Genomic DNA, 25269 nt, shown 5'->3' on the forward strand with positions numbered 1-25269 from the left:
CATCCCTCCCCCAAAAGAACAGATCAATTATTCTGGTAGCTCAGTCCAAGCGTTGTAGCCTTTCTTAGTCTCAGTGAAATCAAGGTCTGATTGTAAAAATCCATCTTGACAAGCCGTTTCGTTCGCTGGTAGAGCAAAATATGGATTATTTGGGTTCATGTCGCGGCCAAAGCGGTATACTTGATCAAAAGGGAACAACATATGCATCGTTCGCTCGTCAACCTGTCTGGTAGTTCCTGCACGAATCAGCTCCCAACGCATATCCCAGTTAATAAACACATACGCATCATAATCTGAGTTATTGGTTGCGGTTAGAGATATCGTACTCGAGAAGCCAAGAGTCGGGCTGTGTGTTTGGCATCTCATGGTTAAGTCTACCGGAACGGTAGTTGGTTTATTTCCATTTTGTACTCCGAAACGAGATACATACATATATTGGTTTGGCGTACCTTTGTCACCATTTTTTGGATAAACAATGAGCTCATCCTTAACAGTCCAATCAACACCACCGCCACTTCTATCGAAAATACGCCCATCTTCAACTGAAGCAATTGTCATCTCTGACGTATTTCCTGAAGCGACAATAGATTCTTCTAGATGTTGTTCAGATTGCGCTCGGAAACTAAATAGCTGCGAGGAACCATGCTCCACACTGCATTTTTCACTAGATACTTTATAACCTTTGACAGTCAAACAATCGTCAGCGGCAGCAATAGGATCCATCGAGCGAATTTGAAAGACATTCGTTGGGTGATTAATAGTGCCTAATTTAGCGGGAATAAACTTAAATAATACGTTGCCATCGGTATCTTCGCTAACTGGCTTAGAAGTATCACAGTCTTTAAAAGAAAATTGACCGTAAGTATTTGTTAGGCATTTGACACTGCCATCACTTGCAAAGTTAAGAATACGTTTCCCTCTATCACCAATGGCAATATTGAATCGTTTTGACTGCACCTTATCAACGCTATTTACACGGTAATGTGCTACGAGATCCAGTGGTAAAACAACATTGGCAAAACGAGGGAAATATTGTGCGTATTCGCCGCCGAAATCGGCAGCAACATCGACAATAGAATCATTCAGAGTCGCGACATCGAGGTAGAATTGTCCATCTTCAGAGAACTCAACCGCTTTCGCCAAGATGTTATTGTTAATCGTCTTCTCGACTAGCTTTAAGCCTTCTTCAACTGGGTTTGGAAGATCCGGAGCGTAAACTTTTACAAGCTCAACAAGCGGATATTCTGCTGACCATGTCACACTCTCTAGACCTGAAATCGCGCTTTGGTCTAGCGTATCTAATGCTAAACGGATACCGGTATTTCTAACTTCACGATCCTCGCTTTGTTGCCCTTTATTTGTAATTGATGTTACCGCGCCGTTAATGTAGGAACCTTGATAGACTACATCATTCATTGGGTCAGTATCTGTAACGACAATCTGACTTGTATCTGTATTGTAAGTCACTACCGTTGTGACATTGTTCCACTTGAATGTCTTTTGTCCTGTGGTTTCAATATCAAAAGGGACATCTGTGGTTACATGACCACCTGTTAACGTCTGCTTGTGATTGCCGTTGACGTCAATTGTTTGCGGATGATCGGCATCTTGCCAGACGTTAACGCCTGTTAAACGCACTTCGCTACCATTAGCAACCAAATCACATGTTTGTGGATTACCTTGTGTCAGTACACACTGGCTGTCTTGGTTATTTGAATCGACAATGCGCATCGGAGAAGCGTCTAAGTATGCACCTTGGCCCGTCATCGTCGTCAAACCTTGTGGATCGACAAAAGTGATTGGCGTGTCGTTATCATTCAGTTTGTAGCCAAGAGTTGCAGTGTAAAACGCCTCACTATCCCAACCTTCTGACGGTTTGATTTGTCCCGTTATCTTGTTGTGACCACTAACAATGCTTTGGCTTTGACCCGTCAATGTCACCCACTCTGCAGTGGTGTTATCTTCACCAGTGCCAATGGTCTTTTGCAGCAGAACTCGAATAGGTTGATTAGCAAAGCTACTTGCGTTGCCTTTTACCAGGTCAAAATCTAACGTCACCTCGATTGGCGTTTCAGTAGCAAGCCACACTTTACCGTTTCGGATCAGCTTCTCGTCTTTCGCCGGTTCAAATGTTGCGGAGGCATTTTCAATTTCAGGAGCGTCCAGTACTAAGTCGTCGATAGTCAGGTCACCGCCCCAACCTGCGCGAAAGCCCTCTGTACGAATCTCAACGCGTAGGCCACTGGAATGAAAACCACTGTTCGGTAAAACACACGACCATTGGTTATTGCCTAAACTTGAACATTCAGAGCGACTCCCATCTGAGCCATGTATCTTTACAAGACTTGGCGACATTTCGTCCCACCAGCTCATCGCTGGGAATGACACTGGCGTGACTACGGTGATCTGCTGGCCTGGGTTCAGCGTTAAGCCTTCAGGGTTTATATTAGCGATGCAAAAGTCGCTTGCGCCGTGGGGGTTATTATTAAGGCATCGTTGACTGTTAACGATATTGGTAGAACCGTAGTTAGTAGCAATGTCTTGCGTGACTTGCGTAGCATACGCAGTCGAAACGCCGGCCAAGCTGGTCAGCAGCGCCGCGTATATAGGGGTTAATCTCATAGAAATTAAGTCTCTCTAGTTGTAAACAACAGTATTTAAAATGGGTATAAAAACCGTCTTTAAACCACATAGAGCACGATGTTTTTTGTTAAGCGGCACGGGTTAAAAGGTGCAACTAACTCGCCCTACTTCACAAAAAATCTAAAGGTAAGATGCAATTTAAAGACAGGGCAAGTATCCCACTTTCCGTTCTAGGAAATACAGCGATTCACCGTTAGTTTAGGTTTTATGAGATTCTTTTATGACTATGTAATTCAATATCTTAGAATCAGGCAGGCCGAACAATGTAGGTCGGGCTAACTAAGATAAATGACTTGTGATGTTATGGGCAAAGGAGCATGGGCAACTCGTCATTTTGTAACACGCAAATGTGTAAAATGCCCAGAATCAGGGCATTTTCATCGATGGATAATTGGTGGCAAGACACTAATTAAATTGAGTACAGTGCACCATGTTCGTGCGATAGTCCGTACTGGATTGGGCTAATATTTGAAAATTAAAATCGTGTAAAGTCACGCCGTCGGATACCACCCCCATATTGCGAGCAGAATAGATGGTTGGCGCCATAGGCCCGGGATGGATTTTGGTCACTTTAAACTCGATCCACTCTTTACAATCGTCATGGCAGTATTGAACGGTTAATTGTTCAGGTAAGGCCTTTTCTTGAAAGGTTGGGATAAAAGCATTTACAGCGTTGGTAAAATCAATCCCCTGAGCACTATCCACTTGACTCAATTTTCCGGGTAATGAACCGAGCGCCATATTTGGAAATTTTAAATAATGGGTATGATTCCCAGTTGCTGAAGTAGAAAGTACCATCGTCTGCACCGCTTTATCGCCGGCCTCATAACAGATCCCTTTAGTGCCATCTGGCGGGTATTCTAGCGCCACAGGTAACGGTTCACTTTCAAAGGTGCGTGTTGCTTCCGGATAGCCCTTTTCAACTTTGCCGCTGTATTTCACGGTCAGAGGCTTAAAACCCACTCCTTTATCAAACACCCTGTCAATATCCGATGGATTGATGGTCAGGGTTGGCGAATTCGCGAAGCAGTCTCCCTTATCATTACACCACTGGTAGGTTTTTGAATCGGCAATGACCTTATCACCATCAGGATCGAGCTCTTGAATCGGAAGAACGGAAATGGAGCCGGTACCTATGGTGTTATTTTCACTCGGCGCGACATTCCATTCAGGCATACCGGTTGGATAGCCGTGGCCTGCGATGGCTGACGTATTATTCGAACACACTTGGTTTTCAGGGCATTCTGCCATCGCAGACCAAGAACAGATAAGAGCCAAAATAGTGATGAATGATTGACGTATCATGGTTGTACCCTCATAGAGAGAAAGCGGGCTGAAAACAGCCCGCTTGGTAATTGGTTAAAGCTTAATTAAACGAAATTAACGCAGTGAAGCACGAGTGATTGGCGCCTCGTTCATAGACGCAGTGATGGTGTAACCTTGAAGCTCTTTAGTGAGTTTGAATGTTAGGTCATTACCAGAATCATTCAGCTCACTTTGTAGAGCCGCTTCTGCTTGATCCCTTGGGTATAGACCCGCTGTGTCACCGGTCTCATTTTCTGCCAGCGTGAACGTCACATCTGCGATATTCAGATCGACATCAGCACCATCGAATGCGTGTACCGTCAATGTTTCACCAACTTCATAAACACCACTGATGGATAGATCCATTTCCGCAGCGACATTGAATTCGTTAGAGGTCATTTCATCAGACACAAGCGTTTCTGAAGGGTAACCATATTGAGTATGAACTTTCCAAACCAGTGTTAGTTTTTTGTTTTTTAGCTCATCGAAGTTTGAGAACTCAATCGCGCCGCCATTCAACTTACTAATATCAGCTTTCTCTTCCTTGCCGTATTGGGTACCTCCGGCATCTTGTAGCCAATACGTCACAGAAGTGATGTCATCATTGTCAGTATCTTCATGAGTCGGAACACTGAACTCCACTTTGATTGGCGCCGGCGTCCACTTGATATCTGTTTTTGTAATGACCGGAGCCGTCACGGTTGGTTGATGACCCTGTACTGGTTTAGTGACATTACTTTCAATCGCCCAAGCTGCTGTTGCTGTGAAACCGCTGAAAAGAAGCCCAAGTGTAATGGCTGTTTTCTTCATAATACTCTCTTTTTATTTGATTATTTTTTGTTGATTGGTTGTTGTTTTCTGATTGGCCGTAACCTTGATCTGGAAGCCCTGATCAGCACCAGTCAATTGATAGTTTTTCCCTGAAGCCCCTGCAATCTTTTCAAAATCACCTGACTTATCATGGGCTCGTCGCCACCATTGAAATGCAAAGTTCGACGTATCATTAATCGACTCACCGTCTTCAAACAGCTCTGCTGTCAATGTGTGATGAGTAAACAAAGGGTCGCTACTCTCATTCCCTGAGCCAATGATCTCTTGCTGCCCTCTGAATATTTTGATCTGGTATTGCTTAGCCTTAGCCCATTCGACTATCCCCTGCTTAGCGTGGTCTCGGTCATCGTGGTAAATGGCCGTAATTTTCACTTTATTGGCTTCTTCACTAAGGAGAACCAATTCAGCCACGCCCTCATCATCGGTTGTCGTATTTACGATAATCGTGGTTTGACCATCTTTGAGAATTGGGACTTCACCATTAATATTGAGACCGAGTAAGCTCTCAGCAGAAAGCTCAAACGCAATCGGCGCACTTGCTGCCGCTACGCTTAATTTCGCGGTTGCAGTAATTCGCTCACCGGCAACGGCTCTAGCAGGTGAAAAGCCCAAGGATTCAAGAACTTTGCTGTCCGTTACTGTGATTTTCATTGTGTTGGACTGCTTTATTTGCCCACTACGCAACTTGTAAGAAACGGACAGTGACAAGGTATTGTTAGCGTCATAACGATAGGCTGGCGCGATAAATGTTGGGCTTGAGGCTTGTATGTCATTAAGATAGTTCGCCGCATCACCTTGCCACTGGTATGACACAATATCGGCGCCCCCTTTGACTTCCATCCAAGACGAGAGCATTTGCTGACTCAACTCTGTAACGAGTGCACTTTCCGGTAGGCGAATACTTATCTCAGCAAACTTCTGTTTGTACTCCAGCACCATGTTATGGTCACGCTGAACAAAATCAGTCAATCGCTCCGGTTTCGGTAGTAAACTCTGTTGAGACAAGCGTCGCTCACCCTCGTAGAGACCACTCAGCGATAAGGAATAATTGATCCCTGCAATCCATTGCTCCTTTGCGCCTTGCTCAGTTTGATAGCCCAGCGAGAACGCCCACGCAGGATCAGGACGAAACTCTGTACTCAAGCTGAAATGGTATGGATTTTTCGATGGCAAACTGCCATCACTGTGTTCCACGTAACGGCCAAGGTATTGACCCGCCGTTAAACCAAACTTCCAGCGCGTATCCAAAGGCAGATACGTCTCCAAGTTCAAATCCCAGCCCTTCGCTGCCTTCTCAACTAGGCTGTTCATTCCTTCATAGTGATCCGGCGAGTCTTTCCAATTGGAGAGTGGGAAGTAAGCATTTGTGCTAAATGTGCCGTAATCCAAGCCATATTCCGCACCAACACTGACACGCGTATGCTGACGCGATAGATCGTAATCGAAAAATCCATTCACCCCGAAGAACTGGCTATCATCCAACTGACGATAACCTAACCCTAGGTGCGCAAAATCTCGCCCGTGGAAGTTCTCACGATTGAACACCGCCCCTGTTTGCATAAACCATAATGCTCGACCGTTTTGATCCCAGAATGGAAGTAGTGTTTCGAAATGATCAAACGCCCATTGATTACCTTTGTTTAGCGAAAGACCAATATCAAAATTGGCATCTTCCCATTGTTCAGATAACCACTGCTCAGTCGTGCTAACACCATTGGCCACGAGCCTTGACGGCAGCTGCTCTTGGTATGCCTTTGTATTGCCCATTTCATACTGCTGCTGACTGATCGCAACCAACTCAGAAGTAAAAGTGTTTAAGTAAGGACTCACCTCATCACTAGAGTTATCTTGTAAGCCTAAGTTAGGTAAAGCATCAATCAACGTCTCAGTAACTTGATAGTTGTTGTCCGTGATTTCATACACCAAAGGCTCCGCTATCTTCCATAATTCCGGTGTGTATGGACCGCATTGAATTAAGGTTGCACCACTTGGTTGAATATCCTCTCGACAATAGGTACCCAAATTTAACAGCGCTTGTAGCTGTCTCTCTTCGTCTCCATAAAATGAAAAGATAACAACGGTGTTTTTCTCAACTTTTGAAGCAGAGTGCGACACTTGCTCGCGGCTTGCTTCATCAACAATATTTTTCTCATGAGCTAAAACCGAATGACTGGAGATAGGCAAACAGGAAAGAACAAATAAAGAGTGAATAATTCTTTTCAATAGCATGGCGTATAGAACGATAAAAAATTTATACGCAATCTAATGCAAGGATGGTGAATCACTAGGTAATTCAACGATAAAGAAAGTTAAAATATTATAAATCAATAACTTGAATTTATTTGAAGGGAGTTTCGTAAACTCTTTTGAGAACTTTCAGATAGGTTTTATAGGTTAAGGAAGAAAAAACAGCCCACAATCCGAGCAACCCAATGAAGTGCTCATGCTAAAGGCTTACTGATTAGATAACTCGTCATACAACCGAACAAGATTAAAGCCTGTTTGTAATCCGAGTTGATAATCATGCTCTAATGCTTCTGGGTCGCTCATTAAAGAGGAGGATTGCAATTCTTCTCTTGGGGCGAGTTGTAGGATAAACGTGTCATCCGGAGGTGTAGATAGGAATGCTTGAGTCAGCTCGAAGGTTTGGTAGTGAATCATCAACATATCCGCTAAGCCGGAGTCAAAGTTCTCCCCAATTAGGTGACTTAAACGGTATAAGTTATCAGCCCCAAACAACCAGCGTCCGCCATTTAACAGCTTACCACCAGTTAGTTTAGAGTCATGCGCAGCATTAATTTTCTGCTGAAGAAAGCCACTCCAATCTTCTTTCCATTGATTCACTTTAACTTGCCAAGACTCTTGTACTGAATTGATGGATTCGCGATACCATTCGACTTTGTCATCATCAATTTCACTTTGTACTTTTGCTTCGGATTCAGAGAAAGGTTCGGTACGAATCACAATAATATTACGCGCATTTTGCCGCCAAGCTTCTTGCACAGGAATAGAGGCAGAAACGCCACCATCGACAAAACGCTGACCATTCACATCTACAGGACCTTGATACAATTTTGGGATTGCACAAGTCGCCACCATAGTGCTTACCCAATCCGCACCGAGTATTGGAAGATACTGATCAGAGAGCGTATCGACATTGGTTACTGCAGCAAATGCTCCACGGTCGCCTAGTGCCAAACGGCCAAGGTCTAAGTCCAGCTTGTAAGGGTAATCTTGAATTCTTTCTAAAGCCCACTCTAAGCCAAGGTACTGCTTCTTACGGATATAGCGGAATAGATTAAAGAATTGATCAGATGTGGTGAGGTCTGTAATGAAGGACTTACCCATGCCATGTTGACGACAAAGGAAAGCACACAGGTTGAGTGCACCAGCAGAGGTGCCATAAAACTCGTCAAACGGGTCAAAGTTAGAGAGAAGGAATGCGTCTAGTACTCCAGCGGTAAAAATCCCTCTCTGCCCTCCTCCTTGCGTGACAAGGGCTGTTTTGCCATTTCTAAAGTGCTCATAAACGTCGACGTTTAGCTCTGTATGGCTGTCAGTGATAATACCGCTGTTACGTATCATAGGCGCAGTGCCAGTGATTTAAGCCGTAGTAATCGCAATAATGCCAAAAGAGAGTAAAACTGCGAATACCGTGACGACGATGAGTAGGGCTGATTTTAGATCGTGTTCCATAGACACCTCCTTTTGTTGTAACAAATTAATAACACCAGTGTGAATTATGTTCAAGATTTGCTTAATTTAGTCGCACGATTTTGACTAAGGCATCACAATTAGCTTAGTCATAATAAGGAGATAGCAAATGAACTATAAAGTTGGCTGGCTAATGGGGAGTGTATTATTGGGTTGTTCTATGACTGCTCAAGCAAACGTTATCGTTACCCCCTATGTCGGCTTTACAGGAGGTGGGGAAGTCGAGGATCAAAAGGAACGTACCTACGATTTAGACCCTTCTATTAACTACGCGTTATCGGTAGAAACCCCTTTTGAAATGGGTCGTATTGGTTTGTTTTACTCTAATCAATCTTCTGAATTACAAGACATCAATAACTCGATAGATGTTCACTACCTGCAGTTTCAAAGCAGTATTTACTACCCACTTTCTCAAGGGTGGCAAACCTATGTCGGACTTGGTTTAGGTGGCTCTTATACCAATGCGGATTGGGTTAGTGACAAATATGGTTTTTCGGCCAGTGCTTTCGCTGGTCTCGAATATGAATTTTCAAAAAACTTTGCCATGACGGCTCAGATCCGTTGGTTGGGCACCGTTGTGGATAATGATACCTCTGGTGCATGTGTCCTTCCGACTGATGGCTCATCTTGCATCATCAAGTTTGAGACCGACTGGATGAACCAATTCCAATCCAATATTGGCTTTAGTTTCCGCTTCTAATAACTTTCACTTTCAAAGAATGATTTTGGCGAAAAATCCTCTATGGGGCGTATCGAATACAGAGATACGCCCTAATACATAAAAACAGTTAATTTGACCAAGATCACATCCAAGCATCAATATTTTATTTCAAAAACTACCTACAATAACTGGTCAGATAGCCTAGCAAACCACTAATTAACAATATTTATACTAGATAAAATATCGCCATTAACATTTAGAATCTATTGCGCTAAATAATGTAAAAAGTTAGTCTGACAACATAAAGCAGAAGAATGTTTCAGCTTTCACAAACACACATCAAAATTTAAAGCATTTAATTCTATTTCTTGTTAGGCAATACAAAGCAAAACTCCAGAATTTAATAACAATACCGAATATTGGACAAAAGACTGACGGATAACAGTTGTTCTTTATTCTTCTGGATTGCAGGTTGCCGAGAAGAGCTTCATTCCTTAGGGAGTCGTACAGGAGTCAAATATGAAGCGAGAACAATGGGGATCCCGTGCGGGATTCATCTTAGCCGCAGTCGGTTCAGCCATCGGTTTGGGTAACATCTGGCGTTTCCCATACATGGCCTACGAAAATGGTGGTGGTGCCTTTTTCATTCCTTACCTTTTTGCCATGATCACTGCTGGTATTCCTTTTATGATCCTTGAGTTCAGCATGGGTCAAAAATACCGTGGTTCTGCACCAAAAACACTGGCCAAAATTCATTCCAAGTTTGAGTGGCTTGGCTGGTTCCAAGTGGGTGTCGCCGCTGTTATCGCCGTTTACTACGTAGCCGTGATTGGTTGGGCAATTTCTTACTTTGGCATGTCGTTTACCCAAAGTTGGGGTTCAGATACCAACGCTTTCTTCTTCAGTGAATACCTAAAGCTTGGTGATAACTCTCCAACGGATTTAGGCAGCATTCAATGGAAGATCGCAGTGTCTATGCTAATTGCTTGGGCCATTACCTACACAGCGATTGTGAGTGGCGTAAAATCAGGGATCGAGCGTGCGTCTAAGATCATGATGCCTATCTTATTCTTTATGGTGATCTTCTTGATTGGCCGTATGATCTTCCTTCCTGGCGCACTAGACGGTGTGAACTATATGTTCGAACCTGACTTCAGCAAAATCTGGGATGTGAAGGTATGGGCAGCCGCTTACGGTCAGATCTTCTTCACGTTGAGTATCGGCTTTGCCATCATGCTGGCTTACTCAAGCTATCTGCCAGAGAAATCAGACATCACCAATAACGCCTTCATGACGGTATTGATCAACTGCGGTTTCTCGATTCTATCAGGCATCATGATTTTCTCTGTGTTGGGCTACATGGCTCAAGAACAAGGCAAACCTCTGACTGAGGTTGTATCAGCGGGTGTAGGTTTAGCATTTGTTACGTTACCTGCGGCAATTAACTTGCTACCAGCACCATACATTCTTGGTCCCCTATTCTTCTTTGCTTTGGTTGTGGCTGGTTTAAGCTCGCACATCTCAATCATGGAAGCAGTAACGTCAGCGGTTATCGACAAGCTGAAGTGGAGCCGTAAGAAAGCTGCGAATGTTGTGATTGGTACGGGTTTTGTGGTCTCAATGGCATTTGCAACCAATGGCGGTCTACTTCTGCTTGACCTTGTTGACCATTTCGCAAACAACGTCGGTATTATGGTAGGTGGCCTAGTAGAAATCCTTCTGATGGCATTGTTGCTGAAACAAGTACCGGAAGTTCGTCGCTACGTAAACGAACGCTCTGACTTCTCTGTAGGTCAATGGTTTGAAGTCTGTCTACGCTTCATCACTCCGATCATGCTAGCGATTATCTTGGCGACAAAACTGTACGCACTTCTAACAGAGGGCTACGGCGGCTACGACCTTACACTAGGTTGGGCAATGATTGCTGCGCTGTTTGTGTTTGGTGTACTGATTAATGTTGCGAGCAAGGAGAAAGCATAATGACTACAAGTGCAATCATCATGATGGTTATCGGTCTTGGCATCACTTGGGGTGGCGCTGCGGTATGCATCAAAAGAGCAATGAATAAACAGCAATAACGCCGTTAATTCATAGAACAGATAAGTTTTACAAACAAAATGCCGGCTCTACGCCGGCATTTTTTGTGTCCATTTAGAAACTGTACTTGATACCAAGTGCCCCACCGATTTGTAGGTCCGGCCCTTTGTAAAGTTCTAGCTCTGGATGAATTTGAGCGTAAAGGTCCCAGCCTTTCGATAGGTCCCAGTTCAGACCTAATGGCACACGAACGCCAAATTCGTCATCCCATTCATACCAACCACCGATACCTACGTACCATGTTAACGGCATACTTTGATCAAATGAGCCGCGCTTGGCGATGTAATCAAACGCCATACCATCGTTACCAATAATACCGCGATACTTATCTTCAATTTCAATCACAACACTTAGCTGCTGATCCACTGCCATACCAACAGAGAAGTTTGTCGGTTGATTTGCTGCCATGCTAACACTCGGGAACAGTGCAGCTGCCAACATTATTTGCTTTTTCATACACGTCATCACTCTTAAAAAACGGCGTACATAATTCAAACATGGTGGCATTTTATTATGTCAGTAATGAGTAAGAATGACGTACGAAAAAGGCCACAAAGGTAAGGCTGAGTCAGGGATCACAACAACAATGTCAGAAAGTAAGCCCTAAGAAGAGAGAAGCGAGAAGAATACGCAACGTTGGATGGAGAACGAAAAGGATAATACGCAAAAAGGAGGCCGAAGCCTCCTTTCTATCATGAATGACTGAGATTAGCCGTGGTTACGAATCCACTCATCCATTTCAGTTTTCAGGTTGTCAGACTTAGTACCGAAGATAGCCTGAACACCACCTGCTACAACTACAACACCAGCAGCGCCTAGTTGTTTTAGTTTGTCTTGGTCAACTGCAGCTGTGTCAGCTACTGCTACACGTAGACGAGTGATACATGCGTCTAGACCAGTGATGTTTGCTTTGCCGCCGAATGCTGCAACAAGCTCACCTGCCATGTCAGAACCAGAAGTTGCAACAGCTTCTTCAGATTCGTCTTCACGACCTGGAGTTTTAAGGTCAAGAGCAGTAATTACTGTGCGGAATACTACGTAGTAGATTACTGCGTAAACTAGACCAACAGCTACCATCAGACCCATCTTCTGAGCGTGACCAGATAAAACTAGGAAGTCGATCAGGCCGTGTGAGAATGATGTACCGTGTACAAAGCCTAGCGTGTTAGCAACAACATACGCAGAACCAGCTAGTAGAGCGTGGATACCGTATAGTAGTGGAGCAACGAATAGGAATGAGAATTCGATTGGCTCAGTAATACCTGTTAGGAATGAAGTCAGAGCAGCTGACGCCATGATACCCATTACTTTCGCGCGGTTTTCAGGTTTAGCACAGTGAGCAATTGCGATTGCTGCAGCTGGTAGACCGAACATCTTGAACATGTAACCACCCGCTAGCTGACCGAAGCCATTACCAGCAGCACGAGAAGCTTCATCAGCAACTAGGTAACAAGTTAGTACGCCGTTTTGTGTTTCACCAGCAGCGTTCACACAAGTACCTGCTTCGAAGAAGAATGGTACGTTCCATACGTGGTGTAGACCGAATGGGATTAGAGAACGCTCAACTACGCCGTAGATACCGAACGCAAGTTGTGGGTTTTGGTGTGCAGCCCAGTCAGAGAATGCAGAGATTGCACCGCCGATTGGTGGCCATACGAAAGAAAGAACAACTGCAAGGAAGATCGCAGCGAAACCAGTGATGATTGGCACTGCACGCTTACCAGCGAAGAAGCCAAGGTACTCTGGAAGTTGGATTTTGAAGAAACGGTTGAATGCCCAAGCAGCAACACCACCGACAAGGATACCACCTAGTACACCTGTGTCGATTTTCTCAACGCCCATGATGCCAGCCATAACGCCTAGCGTTGCTGTCATGATGCCGTAACCAACGATAGCAGCTAGACCAGCTACACCGTCGTTGTTCGTGAAGCCTAGAGCTACACCAACAGCAAATAGAAGTGCCATTTGGCCGAATACTGAACCACCAGCTTGTTCCATTAGGTTAGATACAACCTCTGGAATGAAGCTTAGGTGGGCAGCACCAACACCTAGTAGGATACCTGCGACTGGCAACACTGATACTGGTAGCATCAGAGCTTTACCAACTTTTTGCAGGTTTGCAAAAAGGTTCTTAAACATGTTTATGCTCCTGATAAATTATAAGTATTATTTGGGCACTAACGGCACACCCCCGTAGCCTAAATGTTAGCACCCAATGAAAATGTAACCACACGAGGCATTATATTTTCCGGCTCTAAATATATATTGATGGCCCTCAAACTTTCCACACAGTTACGAAATTTAGTTTCAAAACAAGTCTTGGATCACACCGAAAAACAGCCAATGAAAAGGTTTGCATTAAACTTATATTACTGTTTTATAAAGATTTTATTATCTACATAATTAATTTTAAGGCGTAAATAAAATAAAGGTCGATGTTATTTTTAGTAACAAAATTACATTTGATGAATTTGAATGCGCTTAAATCAACAAATTTAGTAAACATTAAACTAAATGATCTTTTTGGCGCATTTCTAAACAAAAAAGGGGCTTTCGCCCCTTTTTAAACCGTTTCTTGATTTTTCATCGCAAAAAAAGATTTCGGAAGTTTTCGGTGGTTTTTTGCCCGACTTCAGATAATGAACACCCTTTTAGCTGTGCAATGTAAGCCGCAACTTCCACTACAAAGGCTGGTTGGTTCTCTTTTCCGCGGTGCGGAACAGGCGCAAGATATGGTGAATCAGTCTCTATAAGCAACTTTTCAAGGGGCAAAGCTTTTACAACTTCCTTCAATTCTGTTGCTTGACGGAAGGTCACAATACCCGAAATTGAGATGTAGAAACCTAAATCAAGCGCCGCTTCTGCAAAAGCTAGATCTTCAGTAAAGCAGTGGATCACACCACCACATTTTTCTGCACCGCCATTGCGTAGAATTTCTAATGTATCTTCGCGCGCATTGCGGGTATGGATGATAAGTGGTTTGTTCAACTCTACCGCTAAGTCAACTTGCTGTTCAAAACGCTTTTGTTGTAACGCTGCCATCTCTGGCTTGTAATGGTAGTCTAGGCCTGTCTCACCAATCGCAACGACTTTATTGTGAGAAGCATGCTGGCATAACACCTCCATCGAGAAGTCACTTTCTACATCGAGAGGATGGACACCACAAGACGCGTAGACATTTTCATACGGCGTGATCAGTTCCAGCATTTTAGGGAAGGAATCCAGCGTAACGCCCACAGATAAAAGCTCTGTTACGTTCGCTTGTTTTGCTTTGTTAATAACGTCTTCAACATTGATGTGAAGATCATCGTAATTCAATTTGTCTAAATGACAGTGAGAATCTACGAACATAATGCCTCTCGTGATTCAATTAACCAATTCATTGATAGTAGCTCAAGGTTCAAGCCTGGGAAGGTTTGCATTTGAGCCTTTAACTCGAGTAATTTTTGTGCTGCTGAGTATAAACCGTTGTAGTTGTTCGGTTGAAACTTGTCAGCCCCTGGCAACTGGTCTGCCTCAGCCACACCAAATTGCGCTTTCTGTGCATCAGTTAATAAATACCAAGCCCAATCCAACGCTTTATCTGGGTTCTTGGCCATCAAAGACGCACATTGGAACACATCAGAAACAGGAGAAGACAAAGTCTCAATCAAACTGCGCTCAAATGCCTGGTACTCATCAAGGTCGCCATTTTTTACTGCTTCTAGTGTATTAATTGGGGAGCCCATGTTCAGCTTAAGCGCGTAAGCTGGCACTTTCAAAGAACCCTGCTCGCTCATCCAACTCATCGCTTGTTCTGTCGAAGGTGGCGTCACCACCCACTGCTGACAACGGCTTTGGATGGTTGGGAGTAATCGTTCTTGGTTATGCGTGACAAGCAAGAACAAACACTTCTGCCCAGGTTCTTCGAGTGTTTTGAGCAACGCGTTCGACGCTGATTCGTTCATCGCATCCGCAGGTTCAATGATAAACACACGATAGCCATTTAGCTGAGACGATTCATGCGCAAGACGATTGCATGCTCGAATCTGGTCAACGGTAATGGATTTCCCTTCCTTCTCTGGTTTGATCCAGTGTAAGTCAGGGTGGCTGTTTGATTGCGTTAGCTGACAGCTGTGGCAAAAACCACACGCTTCACTGGTGTAGTTTTGGCACAAAAGCGAATGACTAAAGAGTTCGACCAACTTCTCAACGGCTAACCCTTGCGCACTTTGCAACAGCAAGGCACCTGGAACTCTTTCGGAATCCAAACTTACTTTGAGGTTATCCCAAACGGGTTGTAACCATGGAAAGTCATTTAACATGAATTACCTCAATCCACACTCTGCTTACTGCGCTGCTAGCCATTTATTAAGCGCAGCTTTGATATCTTGTGCCACGTCTTCAATCGACTGTTCTGCGTTGATAATTACGATAGAGTCATCTGCATTCGCAAGCTCCAAGTAACGCTCACGGGTACGCTCAAAGAAGCTGATGTCCATTTTTTCGATGCGGTCTAGTTCACCACGGCCACGTGCGCGCTCAAGACCAACACGCGGATCGATATCCATGTACAATGTGAAAGCAGGCTTAAACTCACCTAGCGTTGTATCGCGCAGGTTCTTCATCAGTGATGCATCGATCTGGCGGCCACCACCTTGGTAAGCTTGAGAGGACAAATCATGACGGTCACCCACCACCCATTGGTCGTTTGCTAGTGCTGGTTTAATCACGTTCTCAACTAACTGAACACGCGCGGCGTAAAGCAAAAGCAGCTCTGTCATGTCTTTCAGGTCTTCGCCTTCGTGCTCTTCTTTGACAAGCGCACGCATTTTCTCTGCGAGTGGCGTACCACCCGGCTCACGCGTATTGACGATATTTTCGATACCCGCAGCCTTAAGTGTGTCTAAAACAGTTTTAATCGCAGTGCTTTTACCCGCGCCTTCTAGGCCCTCAACGACAATAAAGTTTGCTTTCATCATTTGTTCTTTCTTAGTTCTCTTAAATAGGCACGTACAGCACGGTTGTGCTCAGCAAGGGATTTTGAAAACACGTGTCCGCCCTTTCCACTTGCTACGAAATATAGATAGTTGCTGTTTTCTGGGTTTAAAGCAGCTTCAATCGACGCTTCACCTGCCATAGCTATAGGCGTTGGCGGCAAACCATTGATTGTATATGTGTTGTATGGCGTTGGTGTACGCAAATCTTTTTTACGGATATTACCATCGTACGCATCACCCATACCGTAGATAACGGTCGGATCCGTTTGCAGACGCATACGTTTATTGAGACGGTTAACAAAGACTGATGCGACACGTTCACGCTCAGCATCAATTGCCGTCTCTTTCTCAATAATAGAAGCTAGGATCAGCGCTTCATATTTATCTTTCAGTGGTAACTTGTCCTGACGCGCTTCCCATTGTTCATCAAGAATCTTGTTTAACTTGCTGTGTGCACGCTCTAAGATCTGGCTTTCACTTGCGCCAGCAGTGTAATGGTAAGTCTCCGCAAGGAATAAACCTTCAAGCTTCTCACGTTCAATACCCAGCTTTTCTGCCATTTCTTTTTCAGACAAACCAGTTAAGTCATGTTTTACATGAGGTGCAGCTCTTAGCTGTTCAACCCACTCAGAGAAACGGCTGCCTTCGACAAAAGTAATCGCAAATTGATGCTCTTTGCCGGTATTGAGCTGTTCTAACGTTTGATAAAGCGAAACTTTTGGCTCAAGTTGGTAAGTGCCTGCTCGCACTTGAAGAAGCTCTGGGTAAAGGTGAGGCATTAAGCGAGTGTAATCAGAGGCTTCAATAATATTGTCTTTCACCAAATCACGCATGACACGGTGAAAGCTAGTACCATTTTCAACGGTAAACAGTTGTGGCTGCTCTATTAGAATTGGCGAGTTAACGTATTGCTTAGTCTGTGAAACAACGTAAAAAACACCAGCTGCACCAATAACGGCAATCAGTACAACAAAAGCAAACAGTTTTTTAATCACGAATTTAGATTCCCTTGAAGTCGTCGTGTCAATTTTCCAATTGGAAATTCAATCTTGTTATCTGGTGTTGAAATACCGCAAACCGGCGCGACACCCAATAATGAGTTACACATCCACACCTCTTCTGCATCAAGCAAATCAGCCAGTGTGAACTCGGCTACCTGCACTGGGTAACCTTCAGCTTGGAGTAATTCCAATACCTGACGGCGCATTACGCCAGCCACACCAGACAAATTCAACTCCGGTGTGTAAACCTTCTTATCATTAACCCAAAAAAGGTTTGCCATTGTAGTTTCAATGACATGATTTTGCACATTTAACGTCACAGCATCGGCAAATTCAGAATCATCAATTTCTGCCTTTGCGAGAACCTGCTCTAGCCGGTTGTTGTGCTTATGGCCAGCAAGGAGTGGTTGAATACCTAAGCGAGTTTCGCAAACCCCTAGCTGCACGCCATTTTCTTGCCATAAAGAGTAATGAGAAGGGAACGCAAAATTCGAAATAGTCACTACTGGCCCTTCAATACCACTGGGACTATACCCTCGCCCTCCAGTGCCACGACTGATATGAATTTTGATTCCAGCAAACTCGTCACTCAAGACCGCTTTCATTACCCAATCGAACACTTGGCTCCAATCAGGAAAAGGGATGTGTAATGTTTTTAGGCACGCTTCCATTCGCTCAATATGCGCTTGCCAGAGCTCCAACCGACCGTGCTTAGTCTTAATGGTGGTGAAGCAGCCATCGCCATATTGAAACGAGCGGTCACCAAGCGGAACATGCGTTTGTGGAAGTCCATTTACCCAGAACATTCAGATACCCTTTGTTTTCTGATCGACAAATAAAACAAAACGGCTCAATGCTAAGCATCGAGCCGTTAGAATACAAGTATCGCTTCTCTAAAACAGTGTTAGAGATTTTTACTCAGCGAATTTTTTGAATACTAGCGAACCGTTCGTACCGCCGAAGCCAAACGAGTTACAGATTGCGTATTCCATATCAACTTCGCGCGCAGTATGCGGCACAAGATCGATATCTAGGCCTTCTTCAGGATCATCTAGGTTGATCGTTGGTGGAACGATTTGGTCTACCAAAGAAAGAACTGTGATGATCGCTTCAACTGAGCCTGCAGCACCTAAAAGGTGACCAGTCATAGATTTAGTTGAAGATACTAATACTTGTTTAGAGCCTTCTTCACCAAGAGCACGTTTCACGCCCTTGATCTCAGCAACGTCACCAGCAGGCGTCGATGTACCGTGAGCGTTCACGTAACCAACTTGAGTACCTGTGATGTTTGCGTCACGCATTGCCGCTTCCATTGCTAGAGCGCCACCTGAACCATCTTCACTTGGAGAAGTCATGTGGTAAGCGTCGCCAGACATACCAAAGCCAACTAGCTCCGCGTAGATCTTAGCGCCACGTGCTTTTGCGTGCTCGTATTCTTCAAGAACCATCATGCCCGCACCGTCACCAAGAACAAAGCCATCACGGCCCTTATCCCATGGACGAGACGCTTTTTGAGGCTCATCGTTACGAGTTGAAAGTGCTTTCGCTGCACCGAAACCAGCCATACCTAGTGGTGTAGATGCTTTCTCTGAACCACCAGCAACCATCGCCTCAGCATCACCGTATGCAATCATACGCGCTGCGTGGCCGATGTTGTGTAGACCTGTAGTACATGCCGTAGAGATCGCGATGTTTGGACCACGAAGACCACGCATGATAGATAGGTTACCTGCAACCATGTTTACGATGGTCGAAGGAACAAAAAATGGGCTAACTTTGCGAGGACCTTTTTCAACAAGCGCTGTATGGCCTGTTTCGATTAGGTCTAGACCGCCGATGCCTGAGCCGATTGCTACACCAACTCGAGCTGCGTTTTCTTCGGTAATTTCTAAGCCAGAGTCATCCAGTGCTTGGATACCCGCTGCAATGCCGTACTGGATGAATAAATCCATCTTACGAGCATCTTTCTTAGACATGTACTCTGTGCAATCAAAATCTTTCACAAGACCAGCAAAACGAGTCGAGAAGTTCGTTGCATCGAAATGTTCGATGTTTACGATACCGCTTTGACCTGCTAGCAGGGCTTTCCAAGATGATTCTACTGTGTTGCCTACCGGTGACAACATACCCATGCCTGTGACAACTACACGACGCTTGGACACGATATAATTCTCCGGGAATTGAATGTTTCTATGAGAGGATAGAAGAAGTTAGAAAGAACACAGGCGGTCTAGGAGACCGCCTGGGAGAGATAATTACTGAGCGCTGTTTACGTAGTCGATTGCAGCTTGAACAGTAGTGATTTTCTCAGCTTCTTCGTCAGGAATCTCAGTGTCGAATTCCTCTTCTAAAGCCATTACTAGCTCTACAGTGTCTAGAGAATCAGCACCTAGATCGTCAACGAATGAAGCTTCGTTTTTAACTTCTGCTTCGTCTACACCTAGCTGTTCAACAATGATTTTCTTTACGCGTTCTTCGATGTTGCTCATTTTTCTTTTCCTTTACAGATTTCGCCTAATGCGATGATTCCGTAGTTTATTCGAACTATTGAAAGTTGCAAGGGGGTCCTTGCTGGTCAAACCACAAAATTAGCGAATTTAACCGAATTTCAATACATTTTTGACTTAAATCATGCACAAATGTTGCGCATGAGCATGACAACTTAATGACAGTTAACAGCAACTATAGGCTATTTTTCACAAAGTAAAATAGCTTATTTTGCACGAACTGTGCATTAAACCATGTACATGCCACCATTTACATGCAAAGTTTCACCAGTAATGTAAGCCGCTTCAGGTGAAGCTAGGAATACAACTGCTGATGCGATTTCACGTGGGTCACCTAGACGACCTGCCGGCACGTTCGACAACGTTGCTGCACGTTGGTCATCATTTAGCGCCTTAGTCATGTCAGTTTCGATGAAACCAGGAGCCACTGTGTTAACCGTTACGCCACGAGAAGCGACTTCACGAGCCATTGATTTAGTGAAACCAATTACGCCTGCTTTCGCTGCTGCGTAGTTCGTTTGACCAGCGTTACCCATAGTACCAACAACAGAACCGACGTTGATGATGCGACCTGCGCGTTTTTTCATCATACCGCGCAGAACCGCTTTAGACATGCGGTAGATTGGCGTTAGGTTTGTATTGATGATGTCGTTCCACTCGTCATCTTTCATACGCATTAGTAGATTATCGCGAGTGATACCTGCGTTGTTAACAAGAATATCGATTGCACCGAACTCATCGTTGATGGTTTTTAGGGTTGCTTCGATAGACTCAACGTCAGTTACGTTAAGTGCTAGACCTTTACCGTTTTCACCTAGGTATTCACTGATAGCCGCTGCGCCACCTTCAGAAGTCGCAGTACCAATTACCGTTGCACCGCGCTCAACAAGAAGCTCAGCAATCGCACGACCAATGCCACGGCTCGCGCCTGTCACTAGAGCGATCTTACCTTCTAGATTCATCATGTTGTGTTTTCCTTTTCTTATCGTGAACGAATTACTTAGCGGCTTCTAACGACGCTACGTCGTTAACAGCTGCTGCGCTTAGTGTTTTCACGATACGTTTAGTCAGACCTGTCAGTACTTTGCCAGGACCAAGCTCAAGAAGATTTTCTACGCCTTGCTCGCTCATTAGTTGCACGCTCTCAGTCCAACGAACTGGGCTGTGAAGTTGACGAACAAGTGCGTCTTTGATTTTTGCAGGATCCGTTTCTGCTGCCACATCAACGTTGTTGATAACAGGAAGTTGTGGTGCGTTGAACTCGATAGATTCTAGCGCAACCGCTAGTTTCTCTGCTGCTGGCTTCATTAGTGCACAGTGTGAAGGCACTGAAACAGGGAGAGGAAGTGCACGTTTAGCACCCGCTTCTTTACATAGTGCGCCCGCGCGCTCTACTGCGTCTTTGCTACCTGCGATAACAACTTGACCAGGCGAGTTGAAGTTTACTGGTGAAACTACGTCACCTTGCGCTGCTTCTTCACAAGCTTTTGCAATCGCTTCATCATCTAGACCGATGATCGCGTACATTGCGCCAGTACCTGCTGGTACGGCTTCTTGCATAAGTTGACCACGTAGCTCAACCAGTTTGATTGCTTCTTTAAAGTCAATCACGCCAGCACATACTAATGCTGAGTACTCACCTAGGCTGTGACCCGCTAGGTTTGCTGGTTGCTCAAGACCAAGCTCTTGCCATACGCGCCAGATAGCAACAGATGAAGCTAGCAATGCAGGCTGTGTACGGAAAGTTTGGTTTAGATCTTCTGCAGGTCCATTTTGAACAAGCGCCCATAGGTCGTAACCTAGTGCGTCAGATGCTTCTGCAAATGTTTGTTTTACTACGTCATATTGTTCGCCTAGATCAGCAAGCATACCTACAGCTTGTGAACCTTGGCCTGGAAATACGATAGCAAACTTGCTCATGTTGTTTTCCTTTAAGCAAAGTAAAAAGAAATAAGATGCACCGTAGCGCATCTTAAATTTTGAATTCTTGTGAAACTTAGAATTTCACCAGAGCTGAGCCCCAAGTGAATCCGCCGCCAAACGCTTCAAGAAGCAGAGTTTGACCACGCTTAATACGACCATCACGTACCGCTTCATCTAGTGCTGTTGGCACAGTTGCTGCTGATGTGTTGCCGTGTTTATCAAGTGTAATCACGACTTGGTCTAGTGACATCGAAAGTTTCTTCGCTGTCGCTGAGATAATTCGGTAGTTCGCTTGATGCGGCACTAGCCAGTCTAGTTCAGACTTGTGCATGTCGTTCGCTTCAAGCGTGTCTTTCACTAGCTTAGATAGCTGAGTTACTGCCACTTTGAATACTTCGTTACCTGCCATGTGCAGCCATTTGTCGGCATCTTTGCCGCGCTCTGGCACAGGTAAGCTCAACAGATCGCCAAATTGGCCGTCTGAGTATACGTGTGTAGAGATGATGCCTGGCTCTTCGCTCGCACCAATCACTACTGCTCCAGCCGCATCACCAAATAGGATGATGGTTGAACGGTCCGTTGGATCACACGTTTTAGACAATGCGTCTGCGCCAATCACGAGTACGTTTTTACACATACCTGATTTGATGTGCTGATCAGCAACAGACAATGCGTATACAAAGCCTGAACAAGCAGCGGCTAAGTCGAATGCAGGACAACCTTTAATGCCAAGCTTTCCTTGCACCTGACACGCAGATGAAGGGAAAGTATGGCTACTGCTCGTGGTAGCAACGATAATTAGGTCGATATCATTTTTATCAATGCCGGCCATATCGATAGCGTTTTCAGCTGCGTAGAATGCCATGTCCGCAACAGTTTCATCTTCTGCTGCAATTCGACGCTCTTTAATACCCGTGCGAGCAACGATCCACTCATCACTTGTATCTACCATTTTCTCTAGGTCTGCGTTAGTACGCACCTGAGATGGCAGGTAGCTGCCAGTACCTAAAATTTTGCTATACATGAAGACTAATAATGCCTCTCGAGTAAAACCGCTTCCAAACGATCGCTAATACGGCTTGGTACTTGTCGTTTGACCTCGTGTACTGCCTCGCCAAGTGCATTGACAATCGCAGATACATCCGCACTTCCATGGCTTTTTATGACAATGCCGCGCAATCCTAGCAAACTTGCGCCGTTATACTGGTCGGGGTTCAGTGTTTTTAGTTCATTAAATAGCCGAGAAAACAACTTTCTAGCAATCCAACCCTTTATCGTCGATGCCATCATGCTGGTTTTTAATTTTTCGATAAAGAGTTGCGCTGTTCCCTCGCTGGCTTTTAAGCATACGTTACCGACAAAGCCATCACAAACGATGACATCGGCAACGTCATGCAAAATTTGATTACCTTCAATATAACCGACAAAATTGATTGCGTCGGTTTGAGAAAGCATTTCTGCACAGCGTTTGACTAAATCATTACCTTTAATTTCTTCTGCGCCGATATTTAGCACAGCAACACGAGGAGGTCGACCTAGGTGCTCTTCTGCTAATGCACTGCCCATCACGGCAAACTGAAACAACGAGTCAGCATCGCACGACACGTTCGCACCAAGATCTAACATCCAAGTACGTTTACCACTGATGGTCGGTAAGGCGGAAACTAAAGCAGGACGCTCAATACCAGGAAGCAACTTAAGAACAAATCGTGAGAGCGCCATCAAGGCTCCTGTGTTACCACCGCTCACACAAGCATCTGCTTCGTTGTCAGAAACGAGATCAATGGCCATACGCATGGAGCTATTTTGGCTATTACGTAATGCTAAAGAGGGCTTTTCTGAATTGGATATCACTTTCTCGCTGTGAAGAATGCTCAAACGAGAACTGGTAGAGGTACCTAGTTGAGATAATTGAGACGTGATCAGGGATTGATCACCTATAAGAATCACTTTTAGCTCTGGGAAATGAGACAGTGCCTGCACGGCGGCAGGCACTGTTACGCGTGGACCGAAATCCCCGCCCATTGCATCAAGTGCAACGGTAATACTTTGCAAAGGTTCAACCTTACTTGTTGATAACCTTTTGACCACGGTAGTAACCTTCAGCAGTTACGTTGTGGCGTAGGTGAGTTTCACCAGAAGTCGCGTCTACAGATAGTGCAGCTGTAGTTAGCGCATCGTGTGAACGACGCATACCGCGCTTAGAACGAGTTTTACGGTTTTTCTGTACGGCCATTGACCCTACTCCTATACTATTGGGTTAAAAACCTAAAGAAGAAGCGGCTACCACACCAGTTACTTTTTCAGATTTTTCAAAACGTCGAATGGATTCGGTTTTTCTTCCTCAATTTCTTCAGGAATCTCACCAAAAACCATGTTATTTGAGTCAACGCTACAATCCGCATCATCGTGCATTGCGATTTGAGGTAATGTTAAGATGAACTCGTCTTCAACCAGTTGTATAAGGTCTAATTCACCGTACTCATTTAGATCTACCAAATCATAAATTTCTGGTGCTTCCTCTTCCGTCTTCTCACCGTAGTAAGGAGTGTAAAGGAATTCAACTTCACACATGTGTGTGAATACCTCATTACAACGCTGACACTCTAAATCGACTTCGATGTTAGCTTTACCAGAGATAACAACAAGTCGCTGTTCATCAATATCAAATGACAATGAGACTTCTGCGTCGCGTTTTACGCCTTCAGTTGTTTCCGCTAAGCGCTTGAAAAGACTAGCTTGGATGATGCCATCGTAATCTAATCGTTTCTGTGCGGACTTCGCCGGATCAACCGTTCGCGGTATTTTTACCTTTTGCATAGGGCGCGAATATTATCTTCCAAATCAAAATTAGTCAAAGAAAAAGGCAAAAAAGTTGTACTTTTTTACGCTTAACGTACAGAGCATTAGCCAGAATCGATTTTGATCGATTATCCTATCGGAAATGCTTTTGCGAATTGTAATTCAAAATGAAAAATTACCAACTGGTTTTAGCCTCAACCTCCCCTTTTCGTAAACAACTGCTGGAAAAACTAGCAGTACCTTTTACTTGTTTATCACCAGACTGTGATGAGACTCCTTTACCTAATGAATCCCCTTTAGAACTGGTTCAAAGGCTCGCGATGGGAAAAGCGACTTCTTGCCACACAACTCAGGACAGTTTGGTCATCGGCAGTGACCAAGTTTGTGTCATCGATGACCAAATTGTCGGCAAGCCACTAAATCGAGAAAACTCGCTCAAGCAGTTATTAGCTCAAAGCGGTAAAACCATCACTTTTTATACCGGGCTTGCGGTACATAACACGGCAACTAATCATACTGAAGTCGGCTTCGATACTTTTGAAGTGCATTTTAGGGATTTGACTCGCGAACAAATCGAGCGTTACGTAGACAGAGAGGAACCGTTTTATTGCGCCGGCAGTTTTAAGAGCGAGGGAATGGGCATTTGCCTGTTTAACAAGTTAGTCGGTAAAGACCCAAATACACTAGTCGGCCTGCCACTGATTGATTTGATCGATATGCTGCAAAAGCAAGGGTTAGAGGTTTTGTAGGGAATCGGGAATCGGGAATCGGGAATCGGGAATCGGGAATCGGGAATCGGGAATCGG

The 25269-nt window shown here is 44.6% G+C and carries 25 protein-coding genes; 4 read left to right on the forward strand and 21 right to left on the reverse strand.

Annotated elements, in window-relative coordinates; genetic code table 11:
- Positions 1–27: 27 nt before the first annotated feature.
- From GXP65_RS15830 to GXP65_RS15855, 6 genes are all read right to left on the reverse strand, one after another.
- On the reverse strand, positions 28–2622 hold the full coding sequence (locus GXP65_RS15830) for a hypothetical protein (RefSeq protein ID WP_162093230.1): 2595 nt from the start codon (positions 2620–2622) through the stop codon (positions 28–30).
- Between the two features lie 426 nt (positions 2623–3048).
- Entirely contained in the window at positions 3049–3948 is a 900-nt protein-coding gene (locus GXP65_RS15835; protein WP_162093231.1) for a hypothetical protein, read from the reverse strand.
- A gap of 75 nt (positions 3949–4023) precedes the next feature.
- The gene (locus GXP65_RS15840) at positions 4024–4758 is read right to left on the reverse strand and encodes a hypothetical protein (protein WP_162093232.1); all 735 of its coding nucleotides are present in this window, start codon (positions 4756–4758) and stop codon (positions 4024–4026) included.
- A gap of 12 nt (positions 4759–4770) precedes the next feature.
- Positions 4771–7008: an inverse autotransporter beta domain-containing protein gene (locus GXP65_RS15845; RefSeq protein ID WP_162093233.1), complete on the reverse strand. Its 2238-nt coding sequence runs from the start codon at positions 7006–7008 to the stop codon at positions 4771–4773.
- Between the two features lie 225 nt (positions 7009–7233).
- Complete coding sequence (locus tag GXP65_RS15850) at positions 7234–8364, reverse strand: patatin-like phospholipase family protein (protein WP_045379041.1); 1131 nt, start codon at positions 8362–8364, stop codon at positions 7234–7236.
- An 18-nt stretch (positions 8365–8382) separates the two neighbouring features.
- Complete coding sequence (locus GXP65_RS15855; protein ID WP_005444835.1) at positions 8383–8475, reverse strand: YnhF family membrane protein; 93 nt, start codon at positions 8473–8475, stop codon at positions 8383–8385.
- A gap of 127 nt (positions 8476–8602) precedes the next feature.
- Here GXP65_RS15855 and GXP65_RS15860 point away from each other — a divergent pair, with 127 nt between their 5' ends.
- From GXP65_RS15860 to GXP65_RS15870, 3 genes are all read left to right on the forward strand, one after another.
- Positions 8603–9193, forward strand: coding sequence for an outer membrane beta-barrel protein (locus tag GXP65_RS15860; RefSeq protein ID WP_162093234.1), 591 nt, complete (start codon positions 8603–8605; stop codon positions 9191–9193).
- A 480-nt stretch (positions 9194–9673) separates the two neighbouring features.
- Positions 9674–11134, forward strand: coding sequence for a sodium-dependent transporter (locus GXP65_RS15865; RefSeq protein WP_162093235.1), 1461 nt, complete (start codon positions 9674–9676; stop codon positions 11132–11134).
- Positions 11134–11232 (forward strand): MetS family NSS transporter small subunit, encoded by a 99-nt coding sequence (locus tag GXP65_RS15870; protein ID WP_005536518.1) that lies wholly within the window; start codon positions 11134–11136, stop codon positions 11230–11232. Before GXP65_RS15865 ends, GXP65_RS15870 begins: the two co-directional genes overlap by 1 nt.
- A gap of 73 nt (positions 11233–11305) precedes the next feature.
- Here the strand turns inward: GXP65_RS15870 and GXP65_RS15875 are convergent, their stop codons facing one another.
- The 15 genes from GXP65_RS15875 to yceD form a co-directional block, all read right to left on the reverse strand.
- The gene (locus GXP65_RS15875; RefSeq protein ID WP_005425675.1) at positions 11306–11707 is read right to left on the reverse strand and encodes a hypothetical protein; all 402 of its coding nucleotides are present in this window, start codon (positions 11705–11707) and stop codon (positions 11306–11308) included.
- A gap of 252 nt (positions 11708–11959) precedes the next feature.
- Entirely contained in the window at positions 11960–13390 is a 1431-nt protein-coding gene (gene ptsG / locus GXP65_RS15880; RefSeq protein WP_162093236.1) for a PTS glucose transporter subunit IIBC, read from the reverse strand.
- A 444-nt stretch (positions 13391–13834) separates the two neighbouring features.
- The gene (locus tag GXP65_RS15885) at positions 13835–14602 is read right to left on the reverse strand and encodes a TatD family hydrolase (protein WP_162093237.1); all 768 of its coding nucleotides are present in this window, start codon (positions 14600–14602) and stop codon (positions 13835–13837) included.
- Positions 14593–15555 (reverse strand): DNA polymerase III subunit delta', encoded by a 963-nt coding sequence (locus tag GXP65_RS15890; protein WP_038889880.1) that lies wholly within the window; start codon positions 15553–15555, stop codon positions 14593–14595. The genes GXP65_RS15885 and GXP65_RS15890 overlap by 10 nt, the downstream gene beginning before the upstream one ends.
- A gap of 24 nt (positions 15556–15579) precedes the next feature.
- Positions 15580–16212 (reverse strand): dTMP kinase, encoded by a 633-nt coding sequence (gene tmk, locus GXP65_RS15895; RefSeq protein WP_038889879.1) that lies wholly within the window; start codon positions 16210–16212, stop codon positions 15580–15582.
- On the reverse strand, positions 16209–17225 hold the full coding sequence (mltG, locus tag GXP65_RS15900) for an endolytic transglycosylase MltG (protein WP_162093238.1): 1017 nt from the start codon (positions 17223–17225) through the stop codon (positions 16209–16211). Before mltG ends, tmk begins: the two co-directional genes overlap by 4 nt.
- Entirely contained in the window at positions 17222–18037 is an 816-nt protein-coding gene (gene pabC, locus GXP65_RS15905; RefSeq protein WP_162093239.1) for an aminodeoxychorismate lyase, read from the reverse strand. Before pabC ends, mltG begins: the two co-directional genes overlap by 4 nt.
- Before the next feature lie 108 nt (positions 18038–18145).
- Positions 18146–19393 (reverse strand): beta-ketoacyl-ACP synthase II, encoded by a 1248-nt coding sequence (gene fabF / locus GXP65_RS15910; RefSeq protein ID WP_162093240.1) that lies wholly within the window; start codon positions 19391–19393, stop codon positions 18146–18148.
- A gap of 93 nt (positions 19394–19486) precedes the next feature.
- On the reverse strand, positions 19487–19720 hold the full coding sequence (gene acpP, locus GXP65_RS15915; protein WP_004406112.1) for an acyl carrier protein: 234 nt from the start codon (positions 19718–19720) through the stop codon (positions 19487–19489).
- Positions 19721–19965: 245 nt separating this feature from the next.
- A complete protein-coding gene (fabG, locus tag GXP65_RS15920; protein ID WP_005444803.1) occupies positions 19966–20700 on the reverse strand; it encodes a 3-oxoacyl-ACP reductase FabG in 735 nt (244 codons plus the stop codon).
- Positions 20701–20734: 34 nt separating this feature from the next.
- Complete coding sequence (gene fabD / locus GXP65_RS15925) at positions 20735–21658, reverse strand: ACP S-malonyltransferase (protein ID WP_045400776.1); 924 nt, start codon at positions 21656–21658, stop codon at positions 20735–20737.
- A 76-nt stretch (positions 21659–21734) separates the two neighbouring features.
- The gene (locus GXP65_RS15930) at positions 21735–22685 is read right to left on the reverse strand and encodes a beta-ketoacyl-ACP synthase III (RefSeq protein WP_005531469.1); all 951 of its coding nucleotides are present in this window, start codon (positions 22683–22685) and stop codon (positions 21735–21737) included.
- Between the two features lie 5 nt (positions 22686–22690).
- Positions 22691–23716: a phosphate acyltransferase PlsX gene (gene plsX / locus GXP65_RS15935; RefSeq protein ID WP_038889875.1), complete on the reverse strand. Its 1026-nt coding sequence runs from the start codon at positions 23714–23716 to the stop codon at positions 22691–22693.
- 10 nt (positions 23717–23726) lie between these two features.
- Positions 23727–23897 (reverse strand): 50S ribosomal protein L32, encoded by a 171-nt coding sequence (rpmF, locus tag GXP65_RS15940; protein WP_005396978.1) that lies wholly within the window; start codon positions 23895–23897, stop codon positions 23727–23729.
- 59 nt (positions 23898–23956) lie between these two features.
- Positions 23957–24481, reverse strand: a complete 525-nt coding sequence (gene yceD / locus GXP65_RS15945) for a 23S rRNA accumulation protein YceD (RefSeq protein WP_005444794.1) — start codon at positions 24479–24481, stop codon at positions 23957–23959.
- A gap of 149 nt (positions 24482–24630) precedes the next feature.
- Between yceD and GXP65_RS15950 the strand changes: the two genes are divergently transcribed.
- Positions 24631–25212, forward strand: a complete 582-nt coding sequence (locus GXP65_RS15950; RefSeq protein WP_162093241.1) for a nucleoside triphosphate pyrophosphatase — start codon at positions 24631–24633, stop codon at positions 25210–25212.
- Positions 25213–25269: the final 57 nt, after the last annotated feature.

It is taken from the genome of Vibrio sp. LB10LO1, assembly GCF_010092875.1.
Lineage (GTDB): Bacteria > Pseudomonadota > Gammaproteobacteria > Enterobacterales > Vibrionaceae > Vibrio > Vibrio campbellii.

What these genes read in the sequence shown, in the direction of transcription:
- GXP65_RS15885 (WP_162093237.1), bottom strand. Translation starts at nt 14,602, where the DNA reads ATGTTCGTAGATTCTCACTGTCATTTAGACAAATTGAATTACGATGAT.
- pabC (WP_162093239.1), bottom strand. Translation starts at nt 18,037, where the DNA reads ATGTTCTGGGTAAATGGACTTCCACAAACGCATGTTCCGCTTGGTGAC.
- GXP65_RS15850 (WP_045379041.1), bottom strand. Translation starts at nt 8,364, where the DNA reads ATGATACGTAACAGCGGTATTATCACTGACAGCCATACAGAGCTAAAC.
- yceD (WP_005444794.1), bottom strand. Translation starts at nt 24,481, where the DNA reads ATGCAAAAGGTAAAAATACCGCGAACGGTTGATCCGGCGAAGTCCGCA.
- GXP65_RS15830 (WP_162093230.1), bottom strand. Translation starts at nt 2,622, where the DNA reads ATGAGATTAACCCCTATATACGCGGCGCTGCTGACCAGCTTGGCCGGC.
- fabD (WP_045400776.1), bottom strand. Translation starts at nt 21,658, where the DNA reads ATGAGCAAGTTTGCTATCGTATTTCCAGGCCAAGGTTCACAAGCTGTA.
- rpmF (WP_005396978.1), bottom strand. Translation starts at nt 23,897, where the DNA reads ATGGCCGTACAGAAAAACCGTAAAACTCGTTCTAAGCGCGGTATGCGT.
- GXP65_RS15870 (WP_005536518.1), top strand. Translation starts at nt 11,134, where the DNA reads ATGACTACAAGTGCAATCATCATGATGGTTATCGGTCTTGGCATCACT.
- fabG (WP_005444803.1), bottom strand. Translation starts at nt 20,700, where the DNA reads ATGAATCTAGAAGGTAAGATCGCTCTAGTGACAGGCGCGAGCCGTGGC.
- GXP65_RS15845 (WP_162093233.1), bottom strand. Translation starts at nt 7,008, where the DNA reads ATGCTATTGAAAAGAATTATTCACTCTTTATTTGTTCTTTCCTGTTTG.
- GXP65_RS15930 (WP_005531469.1), bottom strand. Translation starts at nt 22,685, where the DNA reads ATGTATAGCAAAATTTTAGGTACTGGCAGCTACCTGCCATCTCAGGTG.
- GXP65_RS15835 (WP_162093231.1), bottom strand. Translation starts at nt 3,948, where the DNA reads ATGATACGTCAATCATTCATCACTATTTTGGCTCTTATCTGTTCTTGG.
- GXP65_RS15950 (WP_162093241.1), top strand. Translation starts at nt 24,631, where the DNA reads ATGAAAAATTACCAACTGGTTTTAGCCTCAACCTCCCCTTTTCGTAAA.
- GXP65_RS15875 (WP_005425675.1), bottom strand. Translation starts at nt 11,707, where the DNA reads ATGAAAAAGCAAATAATGTTGGCAGCTGCACTGTTCCCGAGTGTTAGC.
- acpP (WP_004406112.1), bottom strand. Translation starts at nt 19,720, where the DNA reads ATGAGCAACATCGAAGAACGCGTAAAGAAAATCATTGTTGAACAGCTA.
- ptsG (WP_162093236.1), bottom strand. Translation starts at nt 13,390, where the DNA reads ATGTTTAAGAACCTTTTTGCAAACCTGCAAAAAGTTGGTAAAGCTCTG.
- GXP65_RS15855 (WP_005444835.1), bottom strand. Translation starts at nt 8,475, where the DNA reads ATGGAACACGATCTAAAATCAGCCCTACTCATCGTCGTCACGGTATTC.
- tmk (WP_038889879.1), bottom strand. Translation starts at nt 16,212, where the DNA reads ATGATGAAAGCAAACTTTATTGTCGTTGAGGGCCTAGAAGGCGCGGGT.
- GXP65_RS15890 (WP_038889880.1), bottom strand. Translation starts at nt 15,555, where the DNA reads ATGTTAAATGACTTTCCATGGTTACAACCCGTTTGGGATAACCTCAAA.
- GXP65_RS15840 (WP_162093232.1), bottom strand. Translation starts at nt 4,758, where the DNA reads ATGAAGAAAACAGCCATTACACTTGGGCTTCTTTTCAGCGGTTTCACA.
- GXP65_RS15860 (WP_162093234.1), top strand. Translation starts at nt 8,603, where the DNA reads ATGAACTATAAAGTTGGCTGGCTAATGGGGAGTGTATTATTGGGTTGT.
- GXP65_RS15865 (WP_162093235.1), top strand. Translation starts at nt 9,674, where the DNA reads ATGAAGCGAGAACAATGGGGATCCCGTGCGGGATTCATCTTAGCCGCA.